This is a genomic window from Dickeya dadantii NCPPB 898 (assembly GCF_000406145.1).
GTDB classification, from domain to species: domain Bacteria; phylum Pseudomonadota; class Gammaproteobacteria; order Enterobacterales; family Enterobacteriaceae; genus Dickeya; species Dickeya dadantii.
The window spans coordinates 4,150,446-4,175,423 of sequence record NZ_CM001976.1 but is presented as its reverse complement, the minus strand read 5'-3'; the positions used below and the strand labels follow the sequence as shown (position 1 = coordinate 4,175,423).

The window sequence follows — 24,978 nt, the reverse complement described above, 5'->3', positions numbered from 1 at the left end:
CTTACCGACGGAGGGATGACATGCATCAAGACCATTGCGTGTATCAGCCCGGCGGATCATTGCCCGACCTGCCTCAAACTGTTTTTCTACCCGATTGGCTGCGCCGTGAGGAACCCCATGCGGCGGACTATGTCGGCGTTTCATTAAATACGCTTATGCAGCGCGCGGGCGATGCCGCTTTTCGCATCGCGCAACAGCAGTATCCCACCGCACGGCACTGGCTGATTCTGTGCGGGCATGGCAATAACGGCGGCGACGGGTATGTGGTGGCCGCGCTGGCCCGCGCCGCAGGGGTTGCGGTAACGGTGGTGGCGGGGAGCGGCGATCGGTCCCTGCCGGCAGAAGCGCATCTGGCGCGTCAGGCATGGTGCGATGCCGGGGGCTGCGAGCAGCATGTCGATGCGCTGTGGCCTGACGATATTGACCTGATCATTGACGGACTGTTGGGAACCGGGCTGACGTCCGCGCCCCGCGCGCCTTATGACGCCCTGATCACCCAGGCCAACCGCTATCCGGCGCCGATCGTCGCGCTGGATATTCCTTCCGGATTGAATGCGCAAACCGGCGCCTGTGCAGGAGCCGCGATTCACGCCGCTCACACGGTGACGTTTATTACGCTGAAACCCGGTTTGTTGACCGGTCAGGCACGGGATGTCGTCGGGCAGCTTCATCACCATGATTTGGGGCTAGGCGATTGGCTGGCGCAACAATCGGCGCCGATCGCGCGTTTGACCGCGGCGTCGCTGACGCAATGGCTGAAACCGCGGCGTCCGGGCGCGCATAAAGGCGAGCACGGCCGTTTGTTGATTATCGGCGGCGATGAGGGCACCGGCGGTGCGATTTTCATGGCCGGAGAGGCGGCGTTACGCAGTGGCGCAGGTCTGGTGCGAGTGCTCACTCACAAAAGCTATCTGGCCGCCTTGCTGGTGGCACGTCCGGAGCTGATGGTGCAGGAACTGACAACCGATTCGGTCAAAGCCGGTGTCGAATGGGCGGATGTGGTGGTGATCGGGCCGGGGCTGGGGCAGCGTGAATGGGGAAAAAACGCACTGCGAATCGCAGAAAATTGTAACAAATCCATGTTATGGGATGCCGATGCGCTCAACCTGCTGGCAATCAGCCCGCATAAACGTCAGAATCGCGTTTTGACGCCTCATCCCGGCGAAGCCGCCCGTCTGCTGAACTGCCGGATTGCCGATATTGAAAGTGATCGCTTACTTGCTGCACAACGCCTGGTGAAACGCTATGGCGGCGTGGTCCTGCTAAAAGGCGCCGGTACGGTGCTGGCTGGCGAGCAGGGCGAATTGGCGATCGTCGATGTGGGGAATCCCGGCATGGCGACCGGCGGTATGGGCGACGTGCTGGCGGGCATGATTGGGGCGATGCTGGCGCAAGGGCTGTCGTTATACGACGCTGCCTGCGCCGGTTGTGTAGCCCACGGAGCGGCAGCGGACTGGCTGGCGCGGCGGCAGGGCACACGCGGGATGTTGGCAACCGATTTAATGGCGGTATTGCCGCAGTATGTAAATCCTGAGCGGATATCCTTAGAAAACACAGAATGAAGACGCTTTTGTTACCTTTGCCGGACGAGGCAGCCACGATTGCGCTGGGAGCGGCGTTAGCCCGAGCCTGCGAGCGCGCCACCATTATTTATCTGCTGGGCGATCTGGGGGCGGGGAAAACCACGCTGAGCCGCGGATTCCTGCAAGCGTTGGGTCATCAGGGCAATGTGAAAAGCCCGACCTATACGCTGGTAGAGCCGTATGCGCTGCTACCGCGCCCAGTGTATCACTTCGACCTTTATCGACTGGCGGATCCTGAAGAACTGGAGTTCATGGGCATTCGTGACTATTTGTCGCAGGATGCCCTCTGCCTGATTGAGTGGCCGCAACAAGGAACGGGTTTTTTGCCGCAAGCCGATGTCGAATTACATCTTGGCTATCAGGGAGCAGGCCGGCAGGCGGAGATCAATGCCCGTACGCCGCAGGGCGAGCAGATCGTGGCGGCGTTGGCCGCCTGGCCGGAGCAAGAAGCGCCATGACTGTGCGGTTGATGAAAGCTCTGCTGGGGCTGATGCTGATGTTGTCATCGCCGCTGTGGGCGAGCAGCCTGACCGATATCCGGGTGAATAATGCCGCCAGCGAGGCGGTCGTTACGCTGAGTTTTGGCGGCCAGCCGGTGTATGAATACTTTTCGCTGAACAATCCCAATCGGGTGGTTATCGATATCAGCCAGTCCGGCATGATGAAAGGGCTGCCGCTCGCGTTTAACGGCCAGAATCTGATTGCCCGCATTCGCACCAGCAATGCTAAAGACCCGAAAAGCCTGCGTCTGGTGCTGGACCTGACCCAAAAGGCGCAGGTTCAGGCCGTGAAGGAAGGCAATGGCGCCGTCTTTACTCTGACTGGCGAACGCAAAACGGCGCTCCGCAAATCTGCGGTTCAACCTGTGCAACCGTCGGCGCAGGCCGGGCGCAATCCTCTGGTTCCCCAGACATCAGCGGTAGCGGCTACGCCGACCCGTGTATCGGGGCGGGTGGGTAGCGGCGAGAAAATCATCGTAGCGATTGACGCCGGCCACGGCGGTCAGGACCCCGGCGCTACCGGACCAGGCGGGCTACATGAAAAAAACGTCACCATTTCGATAGCCCGTAAACTGCGCGCCATCATGAGCGCCGATCCGGCGTTCAAACCGGTGTTGACCCGCGACGGCGACTACTTTATTTCGGTGATGGGGCGTTCCGATGTAGCGCGTAAGCAGGGCGCCAACCTGCTGGTATCGATTCATGCGGACGCGGCGCCCAACCGCGGCGCAACCGGCGCATCAGTGTGGGTACTGTCCAACCGGCGCGCCAACAGTGAAATGGCCAACTGGCTGGAACAGCATGAAAAACAGTCCGAATTGCTGGGGGGCGCGGGCGACCTGCTGGCCAACAGCGCGGCCGATCCGTACCTGAGTCAGGCGGTGCTGGATCTGCAATTCGGGCATTCACAGCGGGTGGGGTATGATGTGGCGGTGAAAGTGCTGCGCGAACTGCAGCGTGTCGGCAGCCTGCATAAACGCCGACCGGAACACGCTAGTCTGGGCGTATTGCGTTCACCGGATATTCCGTCTCTGCTGGTGGAAACCGGGTTCATTTCTAATCCGAGCGAGGAACGGCTGCTGGGCAGCAACGAGTATCAGGAAAAAATTGCCAACGCCATCTATCAGGGGTTGCGCAGCTATTTCCAGACTCATCCGTTACAAAATATCCCAAAGCAGGAAAACCGTCCGCTCGGCTCGCAGACGGTGAAAAACGCAGCAGCCACTGAGCCAGCTCAGATCGCCACAGGGGCAACGGTGCGTCATACTGTGGCGACCGGAGAAACATTATCGGGAATCGCCGCACGTTATGGCGTTAGCATGAGCGCCATTCGTGACGCAAACCGCCTGAAAAAAGACGAGGTCTGGGTCGGACAACGGCTGAAGATCCCCTCTGGCGCCTCACCGGCGGTCAATATCGCCTCGGCGACGAAGAGCAAACCCGTGGCGGCGACGCCATCTTCGGGCGAGAAGAAAAGCGCAACCGTGATAAAACACAAAGTAACGCTGGGCGATACGCTGAGTGCCATCGCCAGCCGTTATGGCGTGAGCATGAAAGCGATCCAGCAGGCGAACAATATGTCTTCCGGAACCGTGCAGTTGGGGCAGACACTGATTATCCCTTCTGCCTGATCCGGGTGGGTGAAACGAGGAGAGTTCATGCCGATTCAGGTGCTGCCGCCCCAGTTAGCGAACCAGATCGCCGCCGGCGAGGTGGTGGAGCGGCCCGCTTCCGTGGTCAAGGAACTGGTGGAAAACAGCCTGGATGCCGGGGCGACGCGGATCGATATCGAAATCGAACGCGGCGGTGCGAAGCTGATTCGCATTCGGGATAACGGCTGCGGTATCGGCAAGGCGGATCTGGCGCTGGCGCTGGCTCGTCACGCTACCAGCAAGATCGCCACGCTTGACGATCTGGAAGCGATCGTCAGTCTGGGGTTCCGCGGCGAAGCGCTGGCCAGTATCAGTTCGGTCTCCCGCCTGACGCTGACTTCCCGTACCGACGCGCAAGCGGAAGCGTGGCAGGCCTATGCCGAAGGGCGGGATATGGCGGTGACCGTCAAACCGGCGGCGCACCCGGTTGGCACAACGCTGGAAGTGCTGGATCTGTTTTACAACACCCCGGCCAGACGCAAGTTTCTGCGTACCGAAAAAACGGAATTCATGCACATTGATGAAGTAGTGCGGCGCATCGCGCTGGCGCGTTTCGATGTGGCGATCACCTTGCATCACAACGGTAAGTTAATCCGGCAATATCGTGCGGTGTCTGATCCCGGCCAGCGCGAGAGACGGCTCGGCAGCATCTGTGGTGCGGCGTTTTTGCAGCATGCGCTGGCGATTTCCTGGCAGCATGGCGATCTGAAAATTCACGGTTGGGTGGCGGATCCGTCCGGGTCGCGCCAGTTGCCCGAAATGCAGTATTGCTACGTCAATCAGCGCATGATGCGTGACCGTTTAATCAATCATGCGATTCGTCAGGCGTATCAGGATCAGCTGCGAGATGAACAGCAGCCGGCGTATGTGCTGTATCTGGAGGTCGACCCGCATCAGGTGGATGTCAATGTGCACCCGGCCAAGCATGAGGTTCGCTTCCATCAGGCCCGGCTGGTGCATGACTTTATCTATCAGGGGGTGATGACGGTCTTGCAGCAGGCGGCGTCGCCGGGGCTGACCGGTGCCGGCGAGACGCCGATGGCGACATGGCAGCCGGAAAATCGGACGGCCGCAGGTGAAAATCAGTTTGCCCGACCGGCAGAACCGACGCCGGAGACGCCGAGAGCGGCATCGTCGGGTAGCGCGGGACGCCACGTGGAGAGTCACCATTCCCGTGAACGTCAGCCTGCCCGAACCGAGACCGCCGGCTATCAAAAGAAACAGGGCGAACTGTATCAGCAGTTTCTGCATACTGAGTCATCGCGGCAACAAACGGTCGCCCGAGAGGCGCCGCCAGTGAAGGATGCACCCACGACGCAGCGCGATATGACGGAAAAGACGGCGGCAGTCGGCGAAGCGCCGCTGGAGAGCCATGCGCTGGGGCTGGGGCGAGTGCTGACGGTGTATCCGCCCAGCTATGCGCTGGTGGAATATCAGCACGGTCTGGCGTTGTTGTCGCTGACCGTGGCGGAGCGTTACCTTCGGCAGGCGCAGTTGACGCCGTTGGAGGCTGGCGAAGGGTTACGGCCGCAGCCATTGCTGATTCCGCAGCGGCTGACGCTGAACCCGTCCGAGCTGACGGTCATGCTGCAGCAACAGCCGCTGTTGGCCCGCATGGGAATAGAAGTCGAGCTGGCGCCGCCGCGCGCTACGCTGCGGGCGGTACCTTTACCATTGAGACAACAAAATTTACAAAACTTGATTTCTGACCTGCTAGGCTATCTCGCTGATTCTCATGACGCGAAGCCTGATGCGGTGGCGGCGTGGATAGCCGGGCGGCTCGGCAGCGAGCGTGAAAACTGGACGCTCGCTCAGGCCGTGCAGTTGTTGTCCGACGTAGAGCGTTTGTGCCCTTTGCAGGTAAAAACGCCGCCGTCAGAATTGTTATATGTGATGGATATTGAATCCGCCATCAGGGCGTTGAAGCATGAATGAGTTTGAAGCGGCGCAGCATCCGCCCGCCATTTTTATCATGGGGCCGACGGCGTCCGGGAAAACCGCGCTGGCGATGGCATTGCGCGAGCGCCTTCCCGTTGAGTTGATTAGCGTGGATTCTGCGCTGATTTATCGCGGTATGGATATCGGCACAGCCAAGCCCAGTCAGGAAGAGCTGGCGCGAGCCCCGCATCGCCTGCTCGATATTCTTGATCCGGCCGAGGCTTATTCCGCCGCGGATTTTCGGCGCGATGCGCTGCAGGCGATGGCGGAAATCACCGCAGCCGGGCGCATTCCGCTGTTGGTCGGCGGCACCATGCTGTATTTCAAGGCGTTGCTGGAAGGATTGTCGCCGCTGCCGTCGGCGGATGCTCAGGTTCGACAGGAAATCGAAGAACGCGCTCGGATCGAGGGATGGGAAGCGCTGCATCGCCAGTTGAGCGTCATCGATCCGGTGTCCGCGGCTCGGATTCATCCAAATGATCCGCAGAGACTGTCTCGGGCACTGGAAGTTTTTTTCGTTTCAGGTAACACTTTAACCGAGTTGACAAAGACATCCGGTGAAGCGTTGCCCTATCGTGTTCATCAGTTTGCGATTGCTCCGGCAACGCGCGAGTTGTTACATGAGCGGATAGCGTTGCGTTTCCGACAGATGTTGGAATCAGGTTTTGAAACAGAGGCTCGGGCGCTGTTTGCCCGGCCGGATTTGAATCCTGCGTTGCCGTCAATCCGTTGTGTCGGATATCGCCAGATGTGGTCATATTTGTCGGGCGAAATCGATTACGATGAGATGGTGTATCGTGGCATCTGCGCCACCCGGCAACTGGCGAAACGCCAGATGACTTGGTTGCGTGGCTGGGAAGAGGTCTGCTGGCTTGACAGCGATCGACCCGGAGAGGCGTTATGCACGGTGATTCAGGCTGTTAGTGCATAGGTTAGACGATTGTGTACATTAGACGATTGTGTACAATTGCCTGTGTCTACAATTGACTGATTCTCGGCACAAAATTTTTATAACGTTATTTTAGGGCCACAGGGTTCTTTGTTACAAATAACAAGCAAATAAGGAAAATATAGAATGGCTAAGGGGCAATCTTTGCAAGATCCGTTCTTGAACGCTTTGCGTCGCGAACGTGTTCCGGTTTCGATTTATTTGGTTAATGGCATCAAGCTGCAAGGTCAGATTGAGTCTTTCGATCAGTTTGTAATTCTGCTGAAAAACACGGTTAGCCAGATGGTGTACAAACACGCCATTTCTACGGTAGTTCCATCTCGTCCGGTGTCGCATCATAGTAATAATCCCGGCTCAAATAACTACCATGCCAATAACCAGTCTGCGCAGCAACAGCCGCAGCAGGAAAGTGATGACGCTGAATAACGCGTCCTTACCAGTTTACCACGGCGGAAAAAGCGCTGATTTCAGCGACTTTCACTGCCGTGGTCGTTTTTTTCTGAGAGGGTGCCCGGTTGTTTGACCGTTATGAAGCCGGTGAACAGGCCATATTAGTTCATATTTACTTTTCGCAAGAGAAAGATACTGAGGATCTGCTGGAGTTTGAATCTCTGGTGTCTTCAGCCGGAATAGACGCGTTGCAGGTGATCACCGGCAGCCGCAAAGCGCCGCACTCCAAATATTTTGTCGGCGAAGGCAAGGCGGAGGAGATCGCTCAGGCGGTCAAAGCGACCGGTGCCTTTGTCGTGTTGTTCAATCATGCGTTGACGCCCGCGCAGGAGCGTAACCTGGAGCGGCTGTGCGAATGCCGGGTTATCGACCGGACCGGACTGATTTTGGATATCTTCGCTCAGCGCGCCCGTACCCATGAAGGGAAGCTACAGGTTGAGCTGGCGCAGTTGCGCCATCTGGCGACGCGTCTGGTGCGCGGCTGGACCCACCTTGAGAGGCAGAAAGGCGGGATTGGTTTGCGTGGGCCGGGTGAAACCCAGTTGGAAACCGACCGGCGCTTGCTGCGTAACCGCATCAGTCAGATCTTGTCCCGCCTTGAAAAGGTGGAAAAGCAGCGTGAACAGGGGCGTCGGGCGCGTACCCGAGCCGAAGTGCCGACGGTTTCGCTGGTGGGGTACACCAACGCCGGTAAATCGACCCTGTTCAACCGTATGACATCGGCGGATGTTTATGCCGCCGATCAACTGTTCGCCACGTTGGATCCGACCTTGCGACGCATCAGTGTGGATGATGTCGGGGATACCGTACTGGCGGATACCGTTGGTTTTATTCGTGAATTGCCGCATGACCTGGTGGCGGCTTTTAAAGCGACGCTGCAGGAAACCCGTGAGGCGACGTTGTTGTTGCATGTGGTTGATGCTTCTGACGCTCGCGTCGATGAAAATATCGATGCCGTGAATGAGGTATTGGCGGAGATCGAAGCGGACGATATTCCGTTTATGCTGGTCATGAACAAGATCGACCGGCAGGAAAACGTTGAACCGCGTATCGACCGTGATGAAGAGAACCGACCGATCAGGGTATGGCTTTCTGCCCAGACCGGAGAAGGGATTCCATTATTATTGCAGGCGTTGACTGAACGGCTTTCCGGAGAAATTGCGCATTATTCTCTGCATCTTCCTCCGCAGGCCGGGCGCCTGCGAAGCCGTTTCTACCAGCTTCAGGCAATAGAAAAAGAATGGATTGAGGAAGACGGCAGCGTAGGGTTGGTGGTCAGAATGCCCATTATCGACTGGCGGCGCCTGTGCAAGCAGGAGCAGAAATTGCAAGATTATATTGTCTGAGCGACACAGACAGTCTCATAACTCTGGGACACATTGACCCCGAAAAATACCTATCATAATGAATGGAGCTAAACATGGCGTGGAATCAGCCCGGTAACAACGGACAGGACCGCGACCCGTGGGGGAGCAGCAATAACAATAGCGGCAACTCTGGCGGAAACAATAAAGGTGGACGGGATCAGGGACCGCCTGACCTCGACGATATATTCCGTAAGTTGAGCAAAAAGCTCGGCGATCTGGGTGGCAAGTCGTCTGGTTCCGGCGCCGGTTCTCAGGGCGGCGGCAACGGCGGCCGTATTCTGGGGCTGGTCGTGGCGGCTGCCGTGGTGGTTTGGGGCGTCAGCGGTTTCTATACCATCAAGGAAGCCGAGCGCGGCGTGGTCACCCGTTTTGGCAAATTCAGCCATCTGGTTGGCCCGGGCCTGAACTGGAAACCGACCTTTGTTGATTCGGTTCGCGCCGTAAACGTTGAGTCCGTCCGTGAACTGGCGACGTCCGGCGTTATGCTGACATCCGACGAAAATGTGGTGCGGGTGGAAATGAACGTCCAGTACCGCGTCACCCAACCGGACAAGTATCTGTTTAGCGTCACCAATGCCGATGACAGCCTGCGTCAGGCCACCGACAGCGCGCTGCGCGGGGTGATCGGCAAATACACCATGGATAAAATCCTGACCGAAGGGCGTACCATTGTGCGTACGGATACCCAGCGCGTGCTGGAGGAAACCGTGCGCCCGTATGATATGGGTATCACCCTGTTGGATGTGAACTTCCAGACCGCTCGTCCGCCTGAGGAAGTCAAAGCCGCGTTTGACGATGCGATCGCCGCTCGTGAAAACGAGCAGCAGTACATTCGTGAGGCGGAAGCCTACGCCAACGAAGTCCAGCCGCGCGCCAATGGTCAGGCGCAGCGTATTCTGGAAGAGTCCCGCGCCTATAAAGACCGTACCGTTCTGGAAGCGCAGGGTGAAGTTTCCCGCTTCTCGCGTCTGTTGCCGGAGTATAAAGCCGCGCCGGAAATTACCCGCGAGCGTCTCTACATCGAGACGATGGAACGCGTGCTGAGCCACACCAACAAGGTGCTGGTGAGCGATAAGAGCAACAATCTGATGGTTCTGCCGCTTGATCAGCTTATGCGTGGTCAAGGGGGCGTTTCGACCAGCGCGCCGACGAGTGGGGCTTCCAATCAGGCGCCGTTGCGTCTGCCGTCAACCTCATCAAACAGTAGTGGTGTCGGCTATGCGCCGCGTTCTTCCGGCAACAACGGCAACATTATGGATCAACGCCGCGCCAACGCGCAGCGCGACGAGAACATTCGCGTAGGGAGAGAATAATCAATGCGTAAGTCAGTCCTCTTTATTCTTGTCCTGTTACTGTTGGTGGTCTATGCCTCGCTGTTTGTGGTGCAGGAAGGCCAGCGCGGTATCGTGATGCGCTTTGGCAAGGTCCTGCGCGACAACGAAAACAAGCCGCTGGTGTATTTGCCTGGCCTGCATGTGAAGATTCCGTTCCTGGAGTCGGTAAAAATGTTGGATGCCCGCATCCAGACCATGGAAAATCAGGCTGATCGCTTCATTACCAAAGAGCAGAAAGACCTGATTGTCGACTCGTATATCAAATGGCGTATCAGCGATTTCAGCCGTTACTACCTTGCTACCGGCGGCGGCGATGTGTCTCAGGCGGAAGTGCTGCTGAAACGTAAGTTCAGCGACCGTCTGCGTTCCGAGATTGGTCGTCTGGATGTGAAAGGCATCGTGACCGATTCCCGCGGCCAGTTGATGTCCGATGTGCGTGAAGCGCTGAACGCCGGCACCGGTGAGACCACGGAAGCGGATAACGCCATTGCATCGGCGGCGGCGCGTGTGGAACGTGAAACCTCCAGCGGCGGGCCGCGGATCAACCCCAACAGTATGGCGGCGCTCGGGATCGAGGTGATCGATGTGCGTATCAAGCAGATCAACCTGCCAACCGAGGTATCGGACGCGATCTACCAGCGTATGCGCGCCGAGCGTGAAGCGGTTGCACGCCGTCATCGCTCTCAGGGCCAGGAGCAGGCCGAGAAGATCAAGGCGGCGGCCGACTATGAAGTCACCCGCACACTGGCGGAAGCTGAACGTCAGGGTCGAATCATGCGCGGTGAAGGGGATGCCGATGCGGCCAAACTGTTTGCCGTCGCGTTCAGTCAGGATCCGGCTTTTTATGGTTTTATTCGTAGCCTGCGCGCCTATGAGAATAGCTTTAACAGCACCAATCAGGATGTGCTGGTGCTGAGTCCCGATAGTGATTTCTTCCGTTATATGAAATCGCCCGAGAAAAGCCTCCCTACGCGTTAAGGCTATTTACCGCCACTATCAAGCCCGTGTTTACGGGCTTTTTTCTGTCTGGAGTTTTTTATGAATGTGAGCATCTGGCTAACGCTGGGGTTGGTGCTAATCATGGAAGGGTTGGGGCCGCTACTGTTTCCACGTATCTGGCGGCGGATGATCCTGACCATGGCACAGTTGCCCGATAATATTTTGCGCCGCTTCGGCGGGGGAATTGTGGTTGCCGGCTGTGTGATCTACTACATGTTGCGTAGCCGGGCTGGCGGCTGAAACTTCCGCTAAAAATGTGCGCAAACGTGTGCTAAAAGTACTGAAAGCCGAAAGATGAGATGCTAGAATCCTTTTTTAACCAATCTGGTGATTCTTGAGATGGGTAAGAACGTTGTCGTACTGGGCACCCAATGGGGTGACGAAGGTAAAGGCAAGGTCGTAGACCTGCTGACTGAACGGGCCAAATATGTTGTGCGCTACCAGGGCGGTCACAATGCTGGTCACACGCTGGTCATCAACGGTGAAAAAACCGTTCTTCATTTAATTCCCTCCGGTATTCTGCGCGAAAATGTCATCAGCATCATCGGTAACGGTGTGGTGCTGGCGCCGGATGCGCTTCTGAAAGAAATGACCGCACTCGAAGCACGTGGCGTGCCGGTGCGTGAGCGTATGTTGCTTTCCGAAGCCTGCCCGCTGATTCTGCCGTACCATGTAGCGCTGGATAATGCTCGTGAAAAAGCGCGTGGCGCTAAAGCGATCGGCACCACCGGTCGTGGTATCGGCCCTGCGTATGAAGACAAGGTTGCGCGTCGCGGTCTGCGCGTCGGCGATCTGTTTGACCGGGAAAGCTTTGCCGTCAAGCTGAAAGAAATTATGGACTACCATAACTTCCAGCTGGTGCATTACTACAAAACGGATCCGGTGGATTACCAGAAAACGTTGAACGACGTGCTGGAGGTTGCCGACATCCTGACTGCGATGGTGGTGGATGTTTCCGATCTGCTGCACAAAGCGCATCAGCGTGGCGATCGGGTGATGTTCGAAGGCGCGCAGGGCACGCTGCTGGACATCGACCACGGTACTTATCCGTATGTCACCTCTTCCAATACCACCGCCGGTGGCGTGGCGACCGGTTCCGGTCTGGGGCCGCGGTATGTGGATTACGTGCTGGGTATCGTCAAAGCCTACTCCACCCGCGTTGGCGCCGGCCCGTTCCCGACTGAACTGTTCGATGAAGTTGGCGAGCACCTGTCGCAGAAAGGCAATGAGTTTGGCGCCACCACTGGCCGTCGCCGTCGTACCGGCTGGCTGGATGCGGTCGCGGTGCGTCGCGCGGTGCAGATTAACTCTCTGTCCGGCTTCTGCCTGACCAAGCTGGATGTGCTGGATGGCCTGAAAGAAGTGAAAATCTGCGTTGGCTACCGTATGCCGGATGGCAGCGAAGCGGACGTGACCCCGCTGGCAGCTGAAGGCTGGGAAGGCATTGAGCCGATTTATGAAACGCTGCCGGGCTGGTCTGAAAGCACCTTTGGCGTGAAAGAGTACAGCAAACTGCCGCAGACTGCGCTGAACTACATTAAGCGCATCGAAGAAGTGACCGGCGTGCCGGTGGATATCATTTCCACAGGCCCGGACCGTGAAGAAACCATGATTCTGCGCGATCCTTTCGACGCCTAATCACGATGGTGGCTGCATGAAAAAGGACGGGCTTGCCCGTCCTTTTTGCTGTCTGTTCGCCGGCAAATAGGTTGCCGGCGAAGTATGCCGCCTGTGATAACCCGTCAGCCTTCGTGGTCCGCCGCCTGTGCTTTGGCGTTCAGCGCATCCAGCAGTTTGTTGTGAATATTGCCGAAGCCGCCGTTGCTCATCACCAGAATATGATCGCCCGGCTGAGCGGTTTTGCTGATCATCTCTACCAGCGTGTCGATATCCGCGCTCCAGTAGGCCGGCTGAACGCAGGCGTCAGCCACTTCAGCCACCTGCCAGGGAATATGCTGGGGCTGGAACAGGAAAACACCGTCAGCGCGTCCCAACGATGGTGCTAACTCGTTTTTGCAATGACCCATTTTCATGGTGTTGGAGCGCGGCTCCAGCACGGCGATAATCCGTGCGGTGCCGCCTACTTTGCTGCGCAGGGCGGCCAGCGTGGCGAGGATCGCGGTCGGGTGATGGGCAAAATCGTCATAGACCGACACGCCGTGCGCGGTGCCGCGCAGTTCCAGCCGGCGACGGGCGTTAATGAAACCGCCCAGCGCGCGGCAGGCTTCCGCCGGCGTAACGCCGACATGACGCGCTGCGGCGATCGCCATCAGGCCGTTATGCATGTTGTGTTCACCCACCAAGTTCCAACTGACTTCCCCGACCAGTTGGTCGTTGAGGTACACCTGAAACACGCTGGCGTCGGTGGTGACCTTTTTCGCTTTCCAGATGCCTTCTTCACCCACCAGTTCCTGCTCGCTCCAGCATCCCATCCCCATTACCTGTTTCAGATGCAGGTCGTGAGACGGCACGATGATGCGGCCCTTGCCCGGAACCAGACGCACCAGATGGTGGAACTGCTTTTGGATGGCCTTGAGGTCGTCGAAGATATCCGCGTGGTCAAATTCCAGATTATTCAGAATTAACGTGCGCGGGCTGTAGTGCACGAACTTGGAACGCTTATCGAAGAAGGCGCAGTCATACTCGTCCGCTTCCACCACGAAGAACGGGCTTTCGCCCAGGCGAGCGGAGACGGTGAAGTTGCCCGGCACGCCACCAATCACGAATCCCGGCTGGTAGCCGCAGTCTTCCAGAATCCAGGTCACCATACCGGCGGTGGTGGTTTTGCCGTGGGTACCGGCGACGGCGATAACCCAGCGTTCGCGCAGCACGTGATCATGAAGCCATTGCGGACCGGACATATAAGGGATATTTTGTTCCAGCACCGCCTCAACGCAGGGATTGCCACGGGTCATGGCATTGCCAATGATGACCAGATCCGGAGCCGGATCCAACTGTGCGGGGTCGTACCCCTGGATCAGGGTAATCCCTTGTTCTTCCAGTAAGGTACTCATTGGCGGATAGACGTTAGCATCCGAACCGGTTACCTGATGTCCTTGTGATCGGGCCAGCAACGCCAGTCCTCCCATGAAGGTGCCACAGATTCCTAAAATATGAATACGCATACGTTTTCCATCTATATTCAGAGAGTCTGCCGTCCATTCTAACGCCTGGAATACGTCATAAGAAATGGATTTGCTAGGTACTCGCTTTCTCTTTGGGCTACACTGCAGACGCAAACGCTGGCGGTACAAAAATGAAACCGCTTTTCATTCGTAGATTCTGGAATAGTGTTATGAAAACGTTAGGCGAATTTATCGTCGAAAAACAGCACGATTTCTCTCACGCCACTGGTGAGCTGACCGCACTGCTGTCGGCCATCAAACTGGGTGCGAAGATTATCCACCGTGACATCAACAAGGCTGGTCTGGTGGATATTCTGGGCACCAGCGGCGTTTCCAACGTTCAGGGCGAAGTGCAGATGAAACTCGATCTGTACGCCAATGAAAAGCTGAAAGCGGCGCTGAAAGCACGTGGCGAGGTGGCAGGGATTGCTTCCGAAGAAGAAGACGAGATCGTTATCTTCGACGGTGAGCGCGCCGAAAACGCCAAATACGTGGTATTGATGGACCCGCTGGACGGTTCTTCCAATATTGACGTCAACGTCTCTGTCGGAACCATTTTCTCTATTTACCGCCGCATCACCCCGCTGGGCATGCCGGTGCGCGAAGAGGATTTCCTCCAGCCCGGTCACAAGCAAGTGGCCGCCGGTTATATCGTGTATGGTTCTTCCACCATGCTGGTATACACCACCGGTCATGGCGTACATGCCTTCACTTATGACCCGTCGCTGGGGGTATTCTGCCTGTCTCACGAGCGTGTGTGTTTCCCGGAGAAAGGCAACATGTACTCCATCAACGAGGGGAACTACATTAAATTCCCGCAGGGTGTGAAGAAGTACATCAAATACTGCCAGGAGCAGGATGAGGCGACGCAGCGTCCGTACACCACCCGTTATATCGGTTCGCTGGTGGCAGATTTTCACCGTAATCTGTTGAAAGGCGGTATTTATCTCTATCCGAGTACTGCCAGCTACCCGGAAGGGAAACTGCGTTTGTTGTACGAATGCAACCCGATGGCGTTCCTGGCGGAACAGGCGGGCGGTAAAGCCAGCGACGGCAAAAACCGTATTCTGGACATTACTCCGCAGAAACTGCACCAGCGTGCACCGTTCTTCGTCGGCAACACGTCGATGGTGGAAGATCTGGAAGGGTTCCTGCGCGACTATCCAGACGCGTAAATTCACGCCAGCCGTTACATTCAGGCCCGCTTATGCGGGCCTGAGTCGTTTATGGCGTCGATAATCAATACGTGTGATTTACTGCGGCCGGGCGAGTTGCTGCTCGAACCAGCTTTCCAGGATAATCACGGCGGAGGCGGCGTCTACACTGCCTTTGTCCAGCGCCCGGAATCCACCGCGCTCGAACAGATCCGCTCGCGCTTCCACCGTGCTGAGCCGCTCGTCGTGCAGGTCAACCTTGACGCCGAAACGGCCATGCAGGCGTTGGGCGAATTTGCGCGCCCGGGCGGTCAGCGGTTGTTCGGTGCCGTCCATGTTCAACGGCAGGCCGACGATAACCAGCGCGGGCTGCCATTCGTTAAGCAATTTTTCCACTTTCTGCCAGTCGGGCACGCCATCCTGCGCTTTCAGCGACGTTAGCGGGCGGGCGGTACCGGTGATCTCCTGGCCGATGGCGACGCCGATGCTGCGGGTGCCGAAGTCGAAAGCCAGCAACGTACGGTTCCCCATCAGGCGTGCCCCGCTTCGGCGGCGATATTATGGATGTCCACGCCCAGTTTTTTGGCGGCGGCGCGCCAGCGCTCGGCAATCGGGGTGTGGAACAGTAGATGATGGTCCGCCTGTACTGTCAGCCAGGCGTTTTCCAGCAGTTCCTCTTCGAGCTGACCGCTTTCCCAGGCGGAGTAACCCAACGCCACCAGCGTATTGCTCGGTTGTTCCGGCGTCCCCAGCGTTTCCAGCACATCCTTGGAGGTAGTGATCATGGTTTCGTCGGAAATACTGATGCTGGACGCGAAGCCAGGCAGTGGCGTATGCAGGATAAAACCGCGATCGTCCGCCAGCGGACCGCCGGAAAAGACCGGCTTGTCGAGGCGAATCGTCGTATCTCGCGGGTTAGGCGTGATTTTCAGTTTTTTGAGGATATTTTCGACGGTGAACTGTTCCATTGGCTTGTTGATGATAAGGCCCATGGCGCCGTCCTCATTGTGCTCGCAGATGTAAATCACCGTCCGCCTGAACACGGGGTCCTGCAGAGAGGGCATCGCAATCAGAAAATGGTGCTGTAAATTCATCGTCTTTATTATCGCTTCTCTGTCGGAGTGGATGCTTCCGGTTCGCCGCTGGGCAGCGAACCGGGTAGGGATACATCACCGACCGGGATACGGTCCGTGTATCGTTAACGCTGCGCCAGACGGCGCTCAATGGCGTCCATCAGCATGCCGGTAATAGAAACATCCGGATAAGCCGCTTCGATTTCACGCACGCAGGTCGGGCTGGTGACGTTGATTTCGGTCAGGCGGTCGCCAATGATGTCCAGTCCGACGAAGATCAGTCCTTTCTGTTTCAGCACCGGCGCGACGGTACGGGCAATCTGCCAGTCACTTTCGCTGAGCGGGCGGGCTTCGCCGCGGCCGCCGGCCGCCAGGTTGCCGCGGGTTTCACCGCTTTTCGGGATACGGGCCAGACAGTAGGGCACCGGCTCGCCATCCACCACCAGCACGCGCTTATCGCCGTCTTTGATGGCGGGCAGGTAATTCTGCGCCATGCAGTAACGGCTGCCGTGTTCGGTCAGGGTTTCGATGATCACCGACACGTTGGCGTCTTCCGGTTTCAGGCGGAAAATCGAGGCGCCGCCCATGCCGTCGAGCGGCTTGAGGATCACGTCGCTGTGCTGCTGATGGAATGCGCGCAGTCGGTCGGCGTTGCGGGTCACCAGCGTGTCCGGCGTCAGTTGCGGGAACCAGGCGGTGAACAGTTTCTCGTTGCAGTCGCGCAGGCTTTGCGGTTTATTGACGATTAACGTCCCCTTTTCTTCCGCTCGCTCCAGAATATAGGTGGCGTAGATGAATTCGGTGTCGAACGGCGGGTCTTTGCGCATCAGCACCACGTCCAGTTCATGCAGGGCGATGTCCTGCGTCGCGCCGAAGTCGTACCAGCCGTTGTAGTCGTATTGAACGCTCAGAATGCGGGTTGTGGCGCGTGCTTCACCCGCATGCAGGTAGAGATCGCCCATTTCCATATAGTGCAGCTCCCAGCCGCGACGTTGAGCTTCCTGCAACATCGCAAAGCTGGTGTCTTTCTTGATATTGATGGACGAAATCGGGTCCATCACGATACCGAGTTTAATCATTGTTATCTCCTTTACCCCAGATCGCCGAATCGTACCTGCAACGCGGTGATTGCGGTGAGCGCGGTGGTTTCTGTACGCAGAACGCGAGGCCCCAGCAGAATATCAGTAAAACCTTGAGTTGCGGTCATGGCGATTTCGTCCGCCGATAACCCGCCTTCCGGGCCAATCAACAGCCGAATGCGCGATACCGGCAACGGCAGCGTGTTGATACTGTGCGCCGCCCGCGGATGCAGATTCAGTTTTAACCCATTGTCCGGTTCCGCGCACCAGCTTTTCAGCGTCTGGACGGGGCGAATTTCCGGCACGCGGTTTCTGCCGCATTGTTCGCAGGCGGCAATGGCGATTTTCTGCCACTGGGCGATTTTCTTCTCCAGTCGTTCACCGTCCAGTTTGACGCCGCAGCGTTCAGAGAGCAGCGGGGTGATGACGTTAACCCCCAGTTCAATGGATTTTTGGATGGTGAATTCCATTTTCTCGCCGCGCGACATCACCTGACCCAGATGCAGGTGCAGCGGCGACTCTCGGTTTTCAGTTTGTCCGGCAGCGTAACGGACCCGCACGTTTTTTTTCCCTGCCTGCACAATCTCGGCGTCAAATACCTGATTGCTGCCGTCGAACAGTTGCAGCGCCTGCCCGGCGCTCATGCGAAGCACCCGGCCCACATGATTGGCGGCGTCTTCGCTCAGATCTGTCTCTCCCCCCTGCGGGGCAAGCGTATCGGGATGGAAAATGCGCGGTATTCGCATGAATAATCTGGCCTTACCTGGTTATCAGTCGGAGGGGCGAATGGCCCGGCGGGCGTCAGCCACCGTACAGCGACGGTGGCGACAGCGGCAATCATTATAAGAGACAAGCCGTTATAGTAGGGAGCGGCGTCAGGGCTGGCAAGCCTGTTGCACATACGGGTTGTGGTTGCCCTGTACGGCGGCGATGCGTTTTTCGCGGGTGCACTCCCACGTGGTGGCCGGATACTGCTTGTTCCAGGCGTCAAACAGCTGGGTTTGCTGGCGGGACAGGTTCAGGTTGTAACGGTCGCGCATATAAAAATAGGTGCGGGCGATGGCGCCGCGGGCGCGTTCGGGCGGCTCCGCCAGTTGGCTTTTAAAATCAATCTTCATTTCGCACTGGCCGTACTGACGCTCGCCGCCATTCCACTGGCTGTACATAAAGTTGCCGCGATCGCCGTTCACTTCGCCAATCGCCGGCTGTAGGTTGTGCAAATCGGTTTCTATCTGGCGGTAAACATCGTCTTTGGTGCAGTTCTTACGGCCGCCGTCCTGCCAGCACTGGCGCTGGTGACCAAACTGCCACGCCGGCACCACGTGCTCCCACTCGATGCGGTTGGCGCGGTTGACGTCTTTGCGAACCTGGTAGCCGCAGGAAGCCAGGTCCGGCGTCCCTTTTTTGCCCTGCCAGTTGATCTTACAGCCGCAATAGAAGGTACCGGGCGCATCCTGATGGATTTTGGCGGCGGCGGCCTTGGCCTGCGTAAAGTTGTTGATGTCCTGACCGGCGGCGGCCAGCGTCGTCAGGCCCGCGCCCAACACAGCGAAAATGACAAGATTGCGAAGCATATTCCAGAATCACCAGCAGGGTTGAAAGTGGGCAGCGTACCTGAAGAACACCATGCAGGCAAACGTAAAAAAGGCAGCATGAAACGCTGAATTTCTGGTTTAAACAGAGTTTGTTACGAGGGCGCGTAACCGTTCGCCGCAAGACCGGCAACGGTATTCCGATTCGCCCCGGACGACCCGGTTGTGACGACGCAGGGTGAGTTCGTGCCGGCGGCAGGCGCACTGATAAGGGAAGGTTTTGCCCTGTACCGAGGCAAGCGCAAACTGGTGGGTACGGCGGGCGGGTACGTTCAGCACGCTTTCCATCATCCAGCGCCATTCCCGGCCATGCGGCGCCGCTTTGCCGAAACGGGCGTATACCAACAGATGCGCCAGTTCATGCGGGACGACTTCATCGATAAACGCCTGCTGGTTTTCCCGCAGCAACACCGGGTTGAGGCGGATTTCCCACTCTTTCAGCCAGGCGCTGCCGGCGGTGGAACCGCGTTGCTGATAGTTGACGGCGGGTTCGGGGTAATCACTGCCCAACGCGGTATTGGCCTGCTGGAGTTTTTCCCGCAAACAGCGCATCACCGCTTGCTGCAGGGCGATAGGGAGTCGTGGCGTGTTCATGCTGGCAGCTTACGGTCTGGACGAGCCGGATGCAATAACGCCCGTCGGCGGCGCGACAATAAAAAAACGGCGAAGCAGAGGCTTCGCCGTGTGGCATGACAGTGCGGGTCGCGGGTCGATTATTTCAGGCCGGCGGCATCACGCAGTTTTTCCGCCACGTCGGTTTTTTCCCACGGGAATTCCGCACGGCCAAAGTGACCGTAAGCCGCGGTTTGCTGGTAGATCGGGTGCAGCAAGTCCAGCATCTGGATCAGGCCGTACGGGCGCAGATCGAAGAACTGGCGCACCAGGTCGACCAGACGGTCGCTGGACACTTTCTCGGTTCCGAAGGTTTCCACCATGATGGAGGTCGGTTCCGCTACACCGATAGCGTAGGACACCTGAATTTCACAGCGGTCCGCCAGGCCGGCGGCCACGATGTTCTTCGCCACATAACGGGCGGCGTAGGCGGCGGAACGGTCCACTTTGGACGGGTCCTTGCCGGAGAATGCGCCGCCGCCGTGACGCGCTGCGCCGCCGTAGGTATCGACGATGATTTTACGACCGGTCAGGCCGCAGTCGCCCATTGGGCCGCCGATCACGAAACGGCCGGTCGGGTTGATGAAGTATTTGGTGTTGGCGGAGAGCCATTCAGACGGCAGAACCGGCTTGATGATCTCTTCCATTACCGCTTCCTGCAGATCTTTCTGCGCGATGGATTCCGAATGCTGGGTAGACAGCACCACCGCATCGATGCCGACGATCTTGCCGTTGTCGTACGCGAAGGTCACCTGGCTTTTGGCGTCCGGGCGCAGCCACGGCAGGGTGCCGTTTTTACGCACTTCGGACTGACGCTGCACCAGACGGTGCGCGTAAGTGATCGGCGCCGGCATCAGCACGTCGGTTTCGTTGGTGGCATAGCCGAACATCAGGCCCTGGTCGCCCGCGCCTTGTTCCAGCGGGTCCTTACGGTCAACGCCCTGGTTGATGTCCGGAGACTGTTTGCCGATGGCGCTCAGTACGGCGCAGGAGTTGGCGTCAAAGCCCATCTCGGAGTTGACGTAGCCAATGTCGCGTACGGTGCGGCGCGTAATCTCTTCGATATCCACCCAGGCGCTGGTGGTAATTTCGCCACCAACTAACACCATACCGGTTTTTACGTAAGTTTCGCAGGCGACTCGCGCTTTGGGGTCCTGCTCCAGAATCGCGTCAAGGACGGCGTCGGAAATCTGGTCAGCGATTTTATCAGGATGTCCTTCGGAGACCGACTCGGACGTAAAAAGGTGTTTAGCCATGAGTTTCTTTACCTTATAAGCTAAAGCCGTTAAGCAATTTATCAGTTAATCAGTATAGATGGATTAACATCTGGACGGCTATTCTAGGTCACACTGTAGCCCCATGCCAGCAGTTTTTATGCCGCACAGACTGGTTGAAGATGTTCATCGGCATCTTTTGTAGAAATGATAGGGTTTTTTACCATTTTCATTTTGCTTTTCCGGGGGCGGATAGGTATAAACGGCGGGCGGTTTTGTTGTCCGTCATTCGGGCGGTTCCGGCACGCGGCGCAGCGCTTATCCAAAGGGATTTGCGGGTGTCGGCGACGGGGTTCGGCCTGATACTGTTCGACCATTTTCCCGATGGTTTTTCTTGATGGCCTGACCGCATCATCTGCGGCGAGCGTGGAGGTGATAGGATTAATGATCCGTTGTTTATTGAGTGAGTTGCGCCCGCTGCGCTTTTCTTCCGACGCCATCGCGTCACTGACTCAATCCTTTCCGCCATTTGCCCGAAGTTGCCTGTCCCGCAGCGCAACGCAGGATTCCCGAGCTGGCTAACCTGCTTTTTTCTCCGCGCCAGTGAATGCGTTTGCATTCTTCCTGGTGATGTTTTCCCTGGTTTTCACCGACCCGAACCTCGGAGTCTGACATCGTGTTTTACACTAATAAGAGTCATAAAACGGCGGCATACTACTGCCCGTCGGGTTTTTCACTGCCGGCGTTGCACGCTTTTGCCGTGTCGCCGGTGTTTGTTGCGGGAAAAAATGTGATTATTCATCAAGAAGTGGAAGAAGGGGATCGCCATGTCTGACGATATGATTCAACCGTACTCGTCAGCGGCGGGTAAACACGATCATCTGCGCTCCATGCAGGAGGTAGCCATGAATGACCGCGACGCCAGTGAGATGCTGAGAACCTATAACATTGCCTGGTGGGGTAATAACTATTACGACGTCAACGAGCTGGGGCACATCAGCGTGTGTCCGGATCCGGATGTGCCGGAAGCGCGCGTTGACCTGGCCAAGCTGGTGAAAACCCGTCAGCAGAACAATCAGCGCCTGCCGGCGTTGTTCTGCTTCCCGCAGATTCTGCAGCACCGTCTGCGCTCCATCAACGCGGCGTTCAAACGCGCGCGTGAGTCCTTCGGTTATGAAGGCGGCTATTTCCTGGTATATCCCATCAAAGTTAACCAGCATCGCCGCGTGATTGAATCCCTGATCAATTCCGGCGAACCGTTGGGGCTGGAAGCGGGTTCCAAAGCCGAACTGATGGCGGTGCTGGGCCACGCCGGTATGACCCGCTCCGTAATCGTCTGCAACGGCTATAAAGATCGCGAGTACATCCGTCTGGCGCTGATCGGCGAAAAGCTGGGCCACAAGGTGTATCTGGTCATCGAAAAGATGTCGGAAATCAATATGGTGCTGGAGGAGGCCGAACGGCTGAACGTGGTGCCGCGCTTGGGCGTGCGTGCTCGCCTGGCATCACAGGGTTCCGGCAAATGGCAGTCGAGCGGCGGCGAGAAATCCAAGTTCGGCCTGGCGGCGACGCAGGTACTGCAACTGGTGGAGCTGCTGCGCAAGGCCAACCGCCTCGACAGCCTGCAACTGCTGCACTTCCACCTCGGTTCGCAGCTGGCGAACATCCGCGATATCGCGACCGGCGTGCGTGAATCGGCGCGTTTCTACGTCGAACTGCACAAGCTGGGCGTCAACATCCAGTGCTTTGACGTGGGCGGCGGTCTGGGCGTCGATTATGAAGGAACTCGTTCCCAGTCGGACTGTTCGGTCAACTACGGCTTGAACGAATACGCCAACAACGTTATCTGGGGTATCGGCGACGCCTGTAACGAATACGGCCTGCCGCATCCGACGGTGATTACCGAGTCCGGACGTGCCGTCACCGCGCATCACACCGTACTGGTGTCCAACATCATCGGGGTGGAGCGCAACGAATTCAGCGAACCGGTGGCGCCGGATGAAGACGCGCCGCGCGCGCTGGAAAGCCTGTGGAATACCTGGCAGGAAATCAAGGAGCCGGGCAACCGTCGTTCTCTGCGCGAGTGGCTGCACGACAGCCAGATGGACCTGCACGACATCCACACCCAATACACTCACGGCATGCTGGATTTGACTCAACGCGCGCAGGCCGAGCAGCTGTATCTCAATATCTGTCAGCAGATTCAGCAGCAGCTTGACCCGAGCAACCGCGCCCACCGGCCGATCATTGATGAATTGCAGGAACGCATGGCGGACAAGCTGTACGTCAACTTCTCGCTGTTCCAGTCAATGCCGGATGCCTGGGGGATCGACCAGTTGTTCCCGGTACTGCCGCTGGAAGGGCTGGATAAGCCGCCGCAGCGTCGCGCGGTGCTGCTGGATATTACCTGTGACTCCGACGGCGCCATCGATCACTATGTGGACGGCGACGGCGTCGCCACCACTATGCCGATGCCGCCGTACGACCCTGAAAACCCGCCGCTGCTGGGCTTTTTCATGGTTGGCGCTTATCAGGAAATTCTCGGCAACATGCATAACCTGTTCGGCGACACTTCCACCGTGGACGTGTTCGTGTTCCAGGACGGCACCGTCGAGCTGGAAGAGTCGGACGAAGGCAACACCGTGGCCGATATGCTGGAATATGTGCAGTTGGACCCGGACGTGCTGATGTCCCGCTTCCGCGATCAGGTCAAGGAAACCGATCTGGCGCCGGAACTGCAAGCGCAATTCCTTGAAGAATTTGAAACCGGCTTGTACGGTTATACGTATCTGGAAGACGAATAATATTTCGTACGGAAAGGTTGGGTACTGATGAGGTACTCAACCTTTTTCTTTTTCAGGGGCGGCAGAATGCCTGATCGGGTAGCGAGGCCTGCTGCGGAGTCAGAATAATGGGTTGGCACTATCGTAAGATATCGCGGCCAGATAAACACTCTGATTAGGGGTTGCGCATTATTTCGATACTGAATCCCGTATCGGGATGGCGTTTTTCATGTTTATGACAGGAATGATATATGTCTGATCTCAATCGTCAGCGGCTGTTTTTTACCAGTTGCTTTTCTTATGCGTTGACCGGCGCGCTGGTTATCGTGACCGGCATGGTCATGGGTGATATCGCTCAGTATTTCAATGTGCCGATAGCCAATATGAGCAATACCTTTACGTTTCTGAACGCCGGTATTTTGCTGTCCATTTTCCTCAATGTGTGGCTGATGGATATCTTCCCGCTGAAAAAACAGCTGGTCTTCGGTTTTATTCTGATCGTCTTGTCGATCATCGGGCTGTTCGTGGGTAAATCGCTGGCTGTCTTTTCCGCCTGTATGTTTACGCTGGGCGTGGTCAGCGGCATCACCATGTCGATCGGCACCTTCCTGATTACGCAGCTCTATTCCGGCCGTCAGCGCGGCGCCCGTCTGCTGTTCACCGATTCGTTTTTCAGCATGGCCGGCATGATTTTCCCGATTGTGGCCGCGGCGTTACTGTCCCGTCATTTCGGTTGGTACTGGATTTACGCCTGTATCGGGCTGCTGTATGTGGCGATTCTGGTACTGACGCTGTTGTCGGATTTTCCTGCCATCGGCACGGATAAAACCAGCGCTCAGAAAACGGCCGTCGAGGCGGAAAAATGGGGCATGGGCGTGGTGTTTCTGTCGATCGCGGCGCTGTGCTACATCCTGGGACAACTGGCGTTTATCCAGTGGGTGCCGGAGTATGTGACCAAATCCTTTGGCATGAGCATCGGCGATGCCGGCGAACTGGTCAGCAGTTTCTGGACGTCATACATGATTGGCATGTGGGTCTTTAGCTTCGTGCTCAAGTTCTTTGATTTGCAGCGTGTGGTTACCGTACTGGCGATTTTGGCCGCGGGGGCGATGTACCTGTTCGTGAGCAGCGATCAGCCTCAACTGCTGAAATACTTCATTTTCGGCCTGGGCTTTATTTCCAGCGCTATCTACACCACGCTGATTACTTTGGGCTCCCAGCAGACCAGAGTACCGTCGCCGAAGCTGGTGAACTTCATTCTGACCTGCGGAACGGTCGGGACCATGTTGACCTTTATCGTCACCGGGCCGATCGTGCAGCATTTTGGCGTGCATGCCGCGCTGGTGACCGCCAATGGTCTGTATTTTGTGGTGTTCGTCATGTGCTTCCTGCTGGGGCTGGTGACCCGTCACCGCCAGCACGGGCATGAGGCCGCCGCGCATTAATCGCGATGATTTTCGGCAATAATGTCAAAGGGGCATCCAACAGGACGCCCCTTTTTACATCATCTGTCTGTGGTGGGGCGAGCGAGGAAAGCCAACGCACCTGCAACGTGAAGTATGACGGGTATAAAC

24 protein-coding genes are annotated in these 24,978 nt (G+C 57.3%); 15 read left to right on the top strand and 9 right to left on the bottom strand.

The annotated features are described in order from the left end of the window. Positions 1–20 precede the first annotated feature (20 nt). The 11 genes from nnr (at position 21) to DDA898_RS18655 (ending at position 12,410) form a co-directional block, all read left to right on the top strand. Positions 21–1,562 carry a bifunctional ADP-dependent NAD(P)H-hydrate dehydratase/NAD(P)H-hydrate epimerase gene (gene nnr / locus DDA898_RS18705; RefSeq protein ID WP_038912019.1) on the top strand — a complete coding sequence of 514 codons (1,542 nt, stop codon included), beginning with the start codon at positions 21–23 and terminating at the stop codon, positions 1,560–1,562. Beyond that, the gene (tsaE, locus tag DDA898_RS18700) at positions 1,559–2,041 is read left to right on the top strand and encodes a tRNA (adenosine(37)-N6)-threonylcarbamoyltransferase complex ATPase subunit type 1 TsaE (protein ID WP_013319587.1); all 483 of its coding nucleotides are present in this window, start codon (positions 1,559–1,561) and stop codon (positions 2,039–2,041) included. Before nnr ends, tsaE begins: the two co-directional genes overlap by 4 nt. Further along, complete coding sequence (gene amiB / locus DDA898_RS18695; RefSeq protein ID WP_038912017.1) at positions 2,038–3,714, top strand: N-acetylmuramoyl-L-alanine amidase AmiB; 1,677 nt, start codon at positions 2,038–2,040, stop codon at positions 3,712–3,714. The genes tsaE and amiB overlap by 4 nt, the downstream gene beginning before the upstream one ends. Before the next feature lie 27 nt (positions 3,715–3,741). Further along, the gene (gene mutL / locus DDA898_RS18690; protein WP_038912016.1) at positions 3,742–5,670 is read left to right on the top strand and encodes a DNA mismatch repair endonuclease MutL; all 1,929 of its coding nucleotides are present in this window, start codon (positions 3,742–3,744) and stop codon (positions 5,668–5,670) included. Next, complete coding sequence (gene miaA, locus DDA898_RS18685) at positions 5,663–6,604, top strand: tRNA (adenosine(37)-N6)-dimethylallyltransferase MiaA (RefSeq protein WP_038912015.1); 942 nt, start codon at positions 5,663–5,665, stop codon at positions 6,602–6,604. The genes mutL and miaA overlap by 8 nt, the downstream gene beginning before the upstream one ends. A 144-nt stretch (positions 6,605–6,748) precedes the next feature. Continuing rightward, the gene (hfq, locus tag DDA898_RS18680) at positions 6,749–7,048 is read left to right on the top strand and encodes an RNA chaperone Hfq (RefSeq protein ID WP_033567471.1); all 300 of its coding nucleotides are present in this window, start codon (positions 6,749–6,751) and stop codon (positions 7,046–7,048) included. A gap of 89 nt (positions 7,049–7,137) precedes the next feature. Next, positions 7,138–8,418 carry a ribosome rescue GTPase HflX gene (gene hflX, locus DDA898_RS18675; RefSeq protein WP_013319582.1) on the top strand — a complete coding sequence of 427 codons (1,281 nt, stop codon included), beginning with the start codon at positions 7,138–7,140 and terminating at the stop codon, positions 8,416–8,418. Between the two features lie 74 nt (positions 8,419–8,492). Then, on the top strand, positions 8,493–9,752 hold the full coding sequence (gene hflK, locus DDA898_RS18670; RefSeq protein WP_038912013.1) for an FtsH protease activity modulator HflK: 1,260 nt from the start codon (positions 8,493–8,495) through the stop codon (positions 9,750–9,752). 3 nt (positions 9,753–9,755) lie between these two features. Beyond that, positions 9,756–10,751, top strand: a complete 996-nt coding sequence (gene hflC / locus DDA898_RS18665) for a protease modulator HflC (protein WP_038902149.1) — start codon at positions 9,756–9,758, stop codon at positions 10,749–10,751. A gap of 60 nt (positions 10,752–10,811) precedes the next feature. Next, positions 10,812–11,012, top strand: a complete 201-nt coding sequence (locus DDA898_RS18660; protein ID WP_013319579.1) for a DUF2065 domain-containing protein — start codon at positions 10,812–10,814, stop codon at positions 11,010–11,012. Between the two features lie 99 nt (positions 11,013–11,111). Next, the gene (locus DDA898_RS18655) at positions 11,112–12,410 is read left to right on the top strand and encodes an adenylosuccinate synthase (RefSeq protein WP_038912012.1); all 1,299 of its coding nucleotides are present in this window, start codon (positions 11,112–11,114) and stop codon (positions 12,408–12,410) included. Positions 12,411–12,514: 104 nt separating this feature from the next. Here the strand turns inward: DDA898_RS18655 and mpl are convergent, their stop codons facing one another. Next, a complete protein-coding gene (gene mpl / locus DDA898_RS18650; protein WP_038912011.1) occupies positions 12,515–13,897 on the bottom strand; it encodes a UDP-N-acetylmuramate:L-alanyl-gamma-D-glutamyl-meso-diaminopimelate ligase in 1,383 nt (460 codons plus the stop codon). 170 nt (positions 13,898–14,067) lie between these two features. On the opposite strand from mpl, the gene fbp reads away from it, so the two are divergent. Continuing rightward, a complete protein-coding gene (fbp, locus tag DDA898_RS18645) occupies positions 14,068–15,072 on the top strand; it encodes a class 1 fructose-bisphosphatase (RefSeq protein ID WP_013319576.1) in 1,005 nt (334 codons plus the stop codon). A 78-nt stretch (positions 15,073–15,150) separates the two neighbouring features. Here the strand turns inward: fbp and ruvX are convergent, their stop codons facing one another. The 8 genes from ruvX to DDA898_RS18605 all read right to left on the bottom strand — a co-directional run bounded on the left by ruvX (position 15,151) and on the right by DDA898_RS18605 (position 21,121). Continuing rightward, complete coding sequence (ruvX, locus tag DDA898_RS18640; RefSeq protein ID WP_038902146.1) at positions 15,151–15,582, bottom strand: Holliday junction resolvase RuvX; 432 nt, start codon at positions 15,580–15,582, stop codon at positions 15,151–15,153. Continuing rightward, positions 15,582–16,145, bottom strand: a complete 564-nt coding sequence (locus DDA898_RS18635; RefSeq protein WP_013319574.1) for a YqgE/AlgH family protein — start codon at positions 16,143–16,145, stop codon at positions 15,582–15,584. Before DDA898_RS18635 ends, ruvX begins: the two co-directional genes overlap by 1 nt. Positions 16,146–16,249: 104 nt before the next feature. Further along, positions 16,250–17,203: a glutathione synthase gene (gene gshB, locus DDA898_RS18630; RefSeq protein WP_038912009.1), complete on the bottom strand. Its 954-nt coding sequence runs from the start codon at positions 17,201–17,203 to the stop codon at positions 16,250–16,252. Positions 17,204–17,214: 11 nt separating this feature from the next. Next, a complete protein-coding gene (gene rsmE / locus DDA898_RS18625; protein WP_038912008.1) occupies positions 17,215–17,949 on the bottom strand; it encodes a 16S rRNA (uracil(1498)-N(3))-methyltransferase in 735 nt (244 codons plus the stop codon). A 129-nt stretch (positions 17,950–18,078) separates the two neighbouring features. Continuing rightward, on the bottom strand, positions 18,079–18,777 hold the full coding sequence (endA, locus tag DDA898_RS18620) for a deoxyribonuclease I (protein ID WP_038912007.1): 699 nt from the start codon (positions 18,775–18,777) through the stop codon (positions 18,079–18,081). A gap of 99 nt (positions 18,778–18,876) precedes the next feature. After that, positions 18,877–19,389 (bottom strand): SprT family zinc-dependent metalloprotease, encoded by a 513-nt coding sequence (locus tag DDA898_RS18615; RefSeq protein WP_038912006.1) that lies wholly within the window; start codon positions 19,387–19,389, stop codon positions 18,877–18,879. Positions 19,390–19,508: 119 nt separating this feature from the next. After that, positions 19,509–20,663, bottom strand: a complete 1,155-nt coding sequence (gene metK, locus DDA898_RS18610; RefSeq protein ID WP_013319569.1) for a methionine adenosyltransferase — start codon at positions 20,661–20,663, stop codon at positions 19,509–19,511. A gap of 116 nt (positions 20,664–20,779) precedes the next feature. Then, positions 20,780–21,121 carry a hypothetical protein gene (locus DDA898_RS18605; RefSeq protein ID WP_038912005.1) on the bottom strand — a complete coding sequence of 114 codons (342 nt, stop codon included), beginning with the start codon at positions 21,119–21,121 and terminating at the stop codon, positions 20,780–20,782. Between the two features lie 176 nt (positions 21,122–21,297). Between DDA898_RS18605 and DDA898_RS23360 the strand changes: the two genes are divergently transcribed. From DDA898_RS23360 to tsgA, 3 genes are all read left to right on the top strand, one after another. Further along, complete coding sequence (locus DDA898_RS23360; RefSeq protein WP_159077870.1) at positions 21,298–21,456, top strand: hypothetical protein; 159 nt, start codon at positions 21,298–21,300, stop codon at positions 21,454–21,456. After that, positions 21,449–23,425, top strand: a complete 1,977-nt coding sequence (gene speA / locus DDA898_RS18600) for a biosynthetic arginine decarboxylase (RefSeq protein ID WP_013319567.1) — start codon at positions 21,449–21,451, stop codon at positions 23,423–23,425. The genes DDA898_RS23360 and speA overlap by 8 nt, the downstream gene beginning before the upstream one ends. 230 nt (positions 23,426–23,655) lie before the next feature. Next, a complete protein-coding gene (gene tsgA, locus DDA898_RS18595) occupies positions 23,656–24,849 on the top strand; it encodes an MFS transporter TsgA (protein ID WP_038902137.1) in 1,194 nt (397 codons plus the stop codon). Positions 24,850–24,978 lie beyond the last annotated feature (129 nt).

Bases quoted from the DNA above. Each gene is read 5' to 3' on its own strand.
- nnr (WP_038912019.1), top strand. From the start codon at position 21: ATGCATCAAGACCATTGCGTGTATCAGCCCGGCGGATCATTGCCCGAC.
- tsaE (WP_013319587.1), top strand. From the start codon at position 1,559: ATGAAGACGCTTTTGTTACCTTTGCCGGACGAGGCAGCCACGATTGCG.
- amiB (WP_038912017.1), top strand. From the start codon at position 2,038: ATGACTGTGCGGTTGATGAAAGCTCTGCTGGGGCTGATGCTGATGTTG.
- mutL (WP_038912016.1), top strand. From the start codon at position 3,742: ATGCCGATTCAGGTGCTGCCGCCCCAGTTAGCGAACCAGATCGCCGCC.
- miaA (WP_038912015.1), top strand. From the start codon at position 5,663: ATGAATGAGTTTGAAGCGGCGCAGCATCCGCCCGCCATTTTTATCATG.
- hfq (WP_033567471.1), top strand. From the start codon at position 6,749: ATGGCTAAGGGGCAATCTTTGCAAGATCCGTTCTTGAACGCTTTGCGT.
- hflK (WP_038912013.1), top strand. From the start codon at position 8,493: ATGGCGTGGAATCAGCCCGGTAACAACGGACAGGACCGCGACCCGTGG.
- hflC (WP_038902149.1), top strand. From the start codon at position 9,756: ATGCGTAAGTCAGTCCTCTTTATTCTTGTCCTGTTACTGTTGGTGGTC.
- DDA898_RS18660 (WP_013319579.1), top strand. From the start codon at position 10,812: ATGAATGTGAGCATCTGGCTAACGCTGGGGTTGGTGCTAATCATGGAA.
- DDA898_RS18655 (WP_038912012.1), top strand. From the start codon at position 11,112: ATGGGTAAGAACGTTGTCGTACTGGGCACCCAATGGGGTGACGAAGGT.
- mpl (WP_038912011.1), bottom strand. From the start codon at position 13,897: ATGCGTATTCATATTTTAGGAATCTGTGGCACCTTCATGGGAGGACTG.
- fbp (WP_013319576.1), top strand. From the start codon at position 14,068: ATGAAAACGTTAGGCGAATTTATCGTCGAAAAACAGCACGATTTCTCT.
- ruvX (WP_038902146.1), bottom strand. From the start codon at position 15,582: ATGGGGAACCGTACGTTGCTGGCTTTCGACTTCGGCACCCGCAGCATC.
- DDA898_RS18635 (WP_013319574.1), bottom strand. From the start codon at position 16,145: ATGAATTTACAGCACCATTTTCTGATTGCGATGCCCTCTCTGCAGGAC.
- gshB (WP_038912009.1), bottom strand. From the start codon at position 17,203: ATGATTAAACTCGGTATCGTGATGGACCCGATTTCGTCCATCAATATC.
- rsmE (WP_038912008.1), bottom strand. From the start codon at position 17,949: ATGCGAATACCGCGCATTTTCCATCCCGATACGCTTGCCCCGCAGGGG.
- endA (WP_038912007.1), bottom strand. From the start codon at position 18,777: ATGCTTCGCAATCTTGTCATTTTCGCTGTGTTGGGCGCGGGCCTGACG.
- DDA898_RS18615 (WP_038912006.1), bottom strand. From the start codon at position 19,389: ATGAACACGCCACGACTCCCTATCGCCCTGCAGCAAGCGGTGATGCGC.
- metK (WP_013319569.1), bottom strand. From the start codon at position 20,663: ATGGCTAAACACCTTTTTACGTCCGAGTCGGTCTCCGAAGGACATCCT.
- DDA898_RS18605 (WP_038912005.1), bottom strand. From the start codon at position 21,121: ATGGCGTCGGAAGAAAAGCGCAGCGGGCGCAACTCACTCAATAAACAA.
- speA (WP_013319567.1), top strand. From the start codon at position 21,449: ATGTCTGACGATATGATTCAACCGTACTCGTCAGCGGCGGGTAAACAC.
- tsgA (WP_038902137.1), top strand. From the start codon at position 23,656: ATGTCTGATCTCAATCGTCAGCGGCTGTTTTTTACCAGTTGCTTTTCT.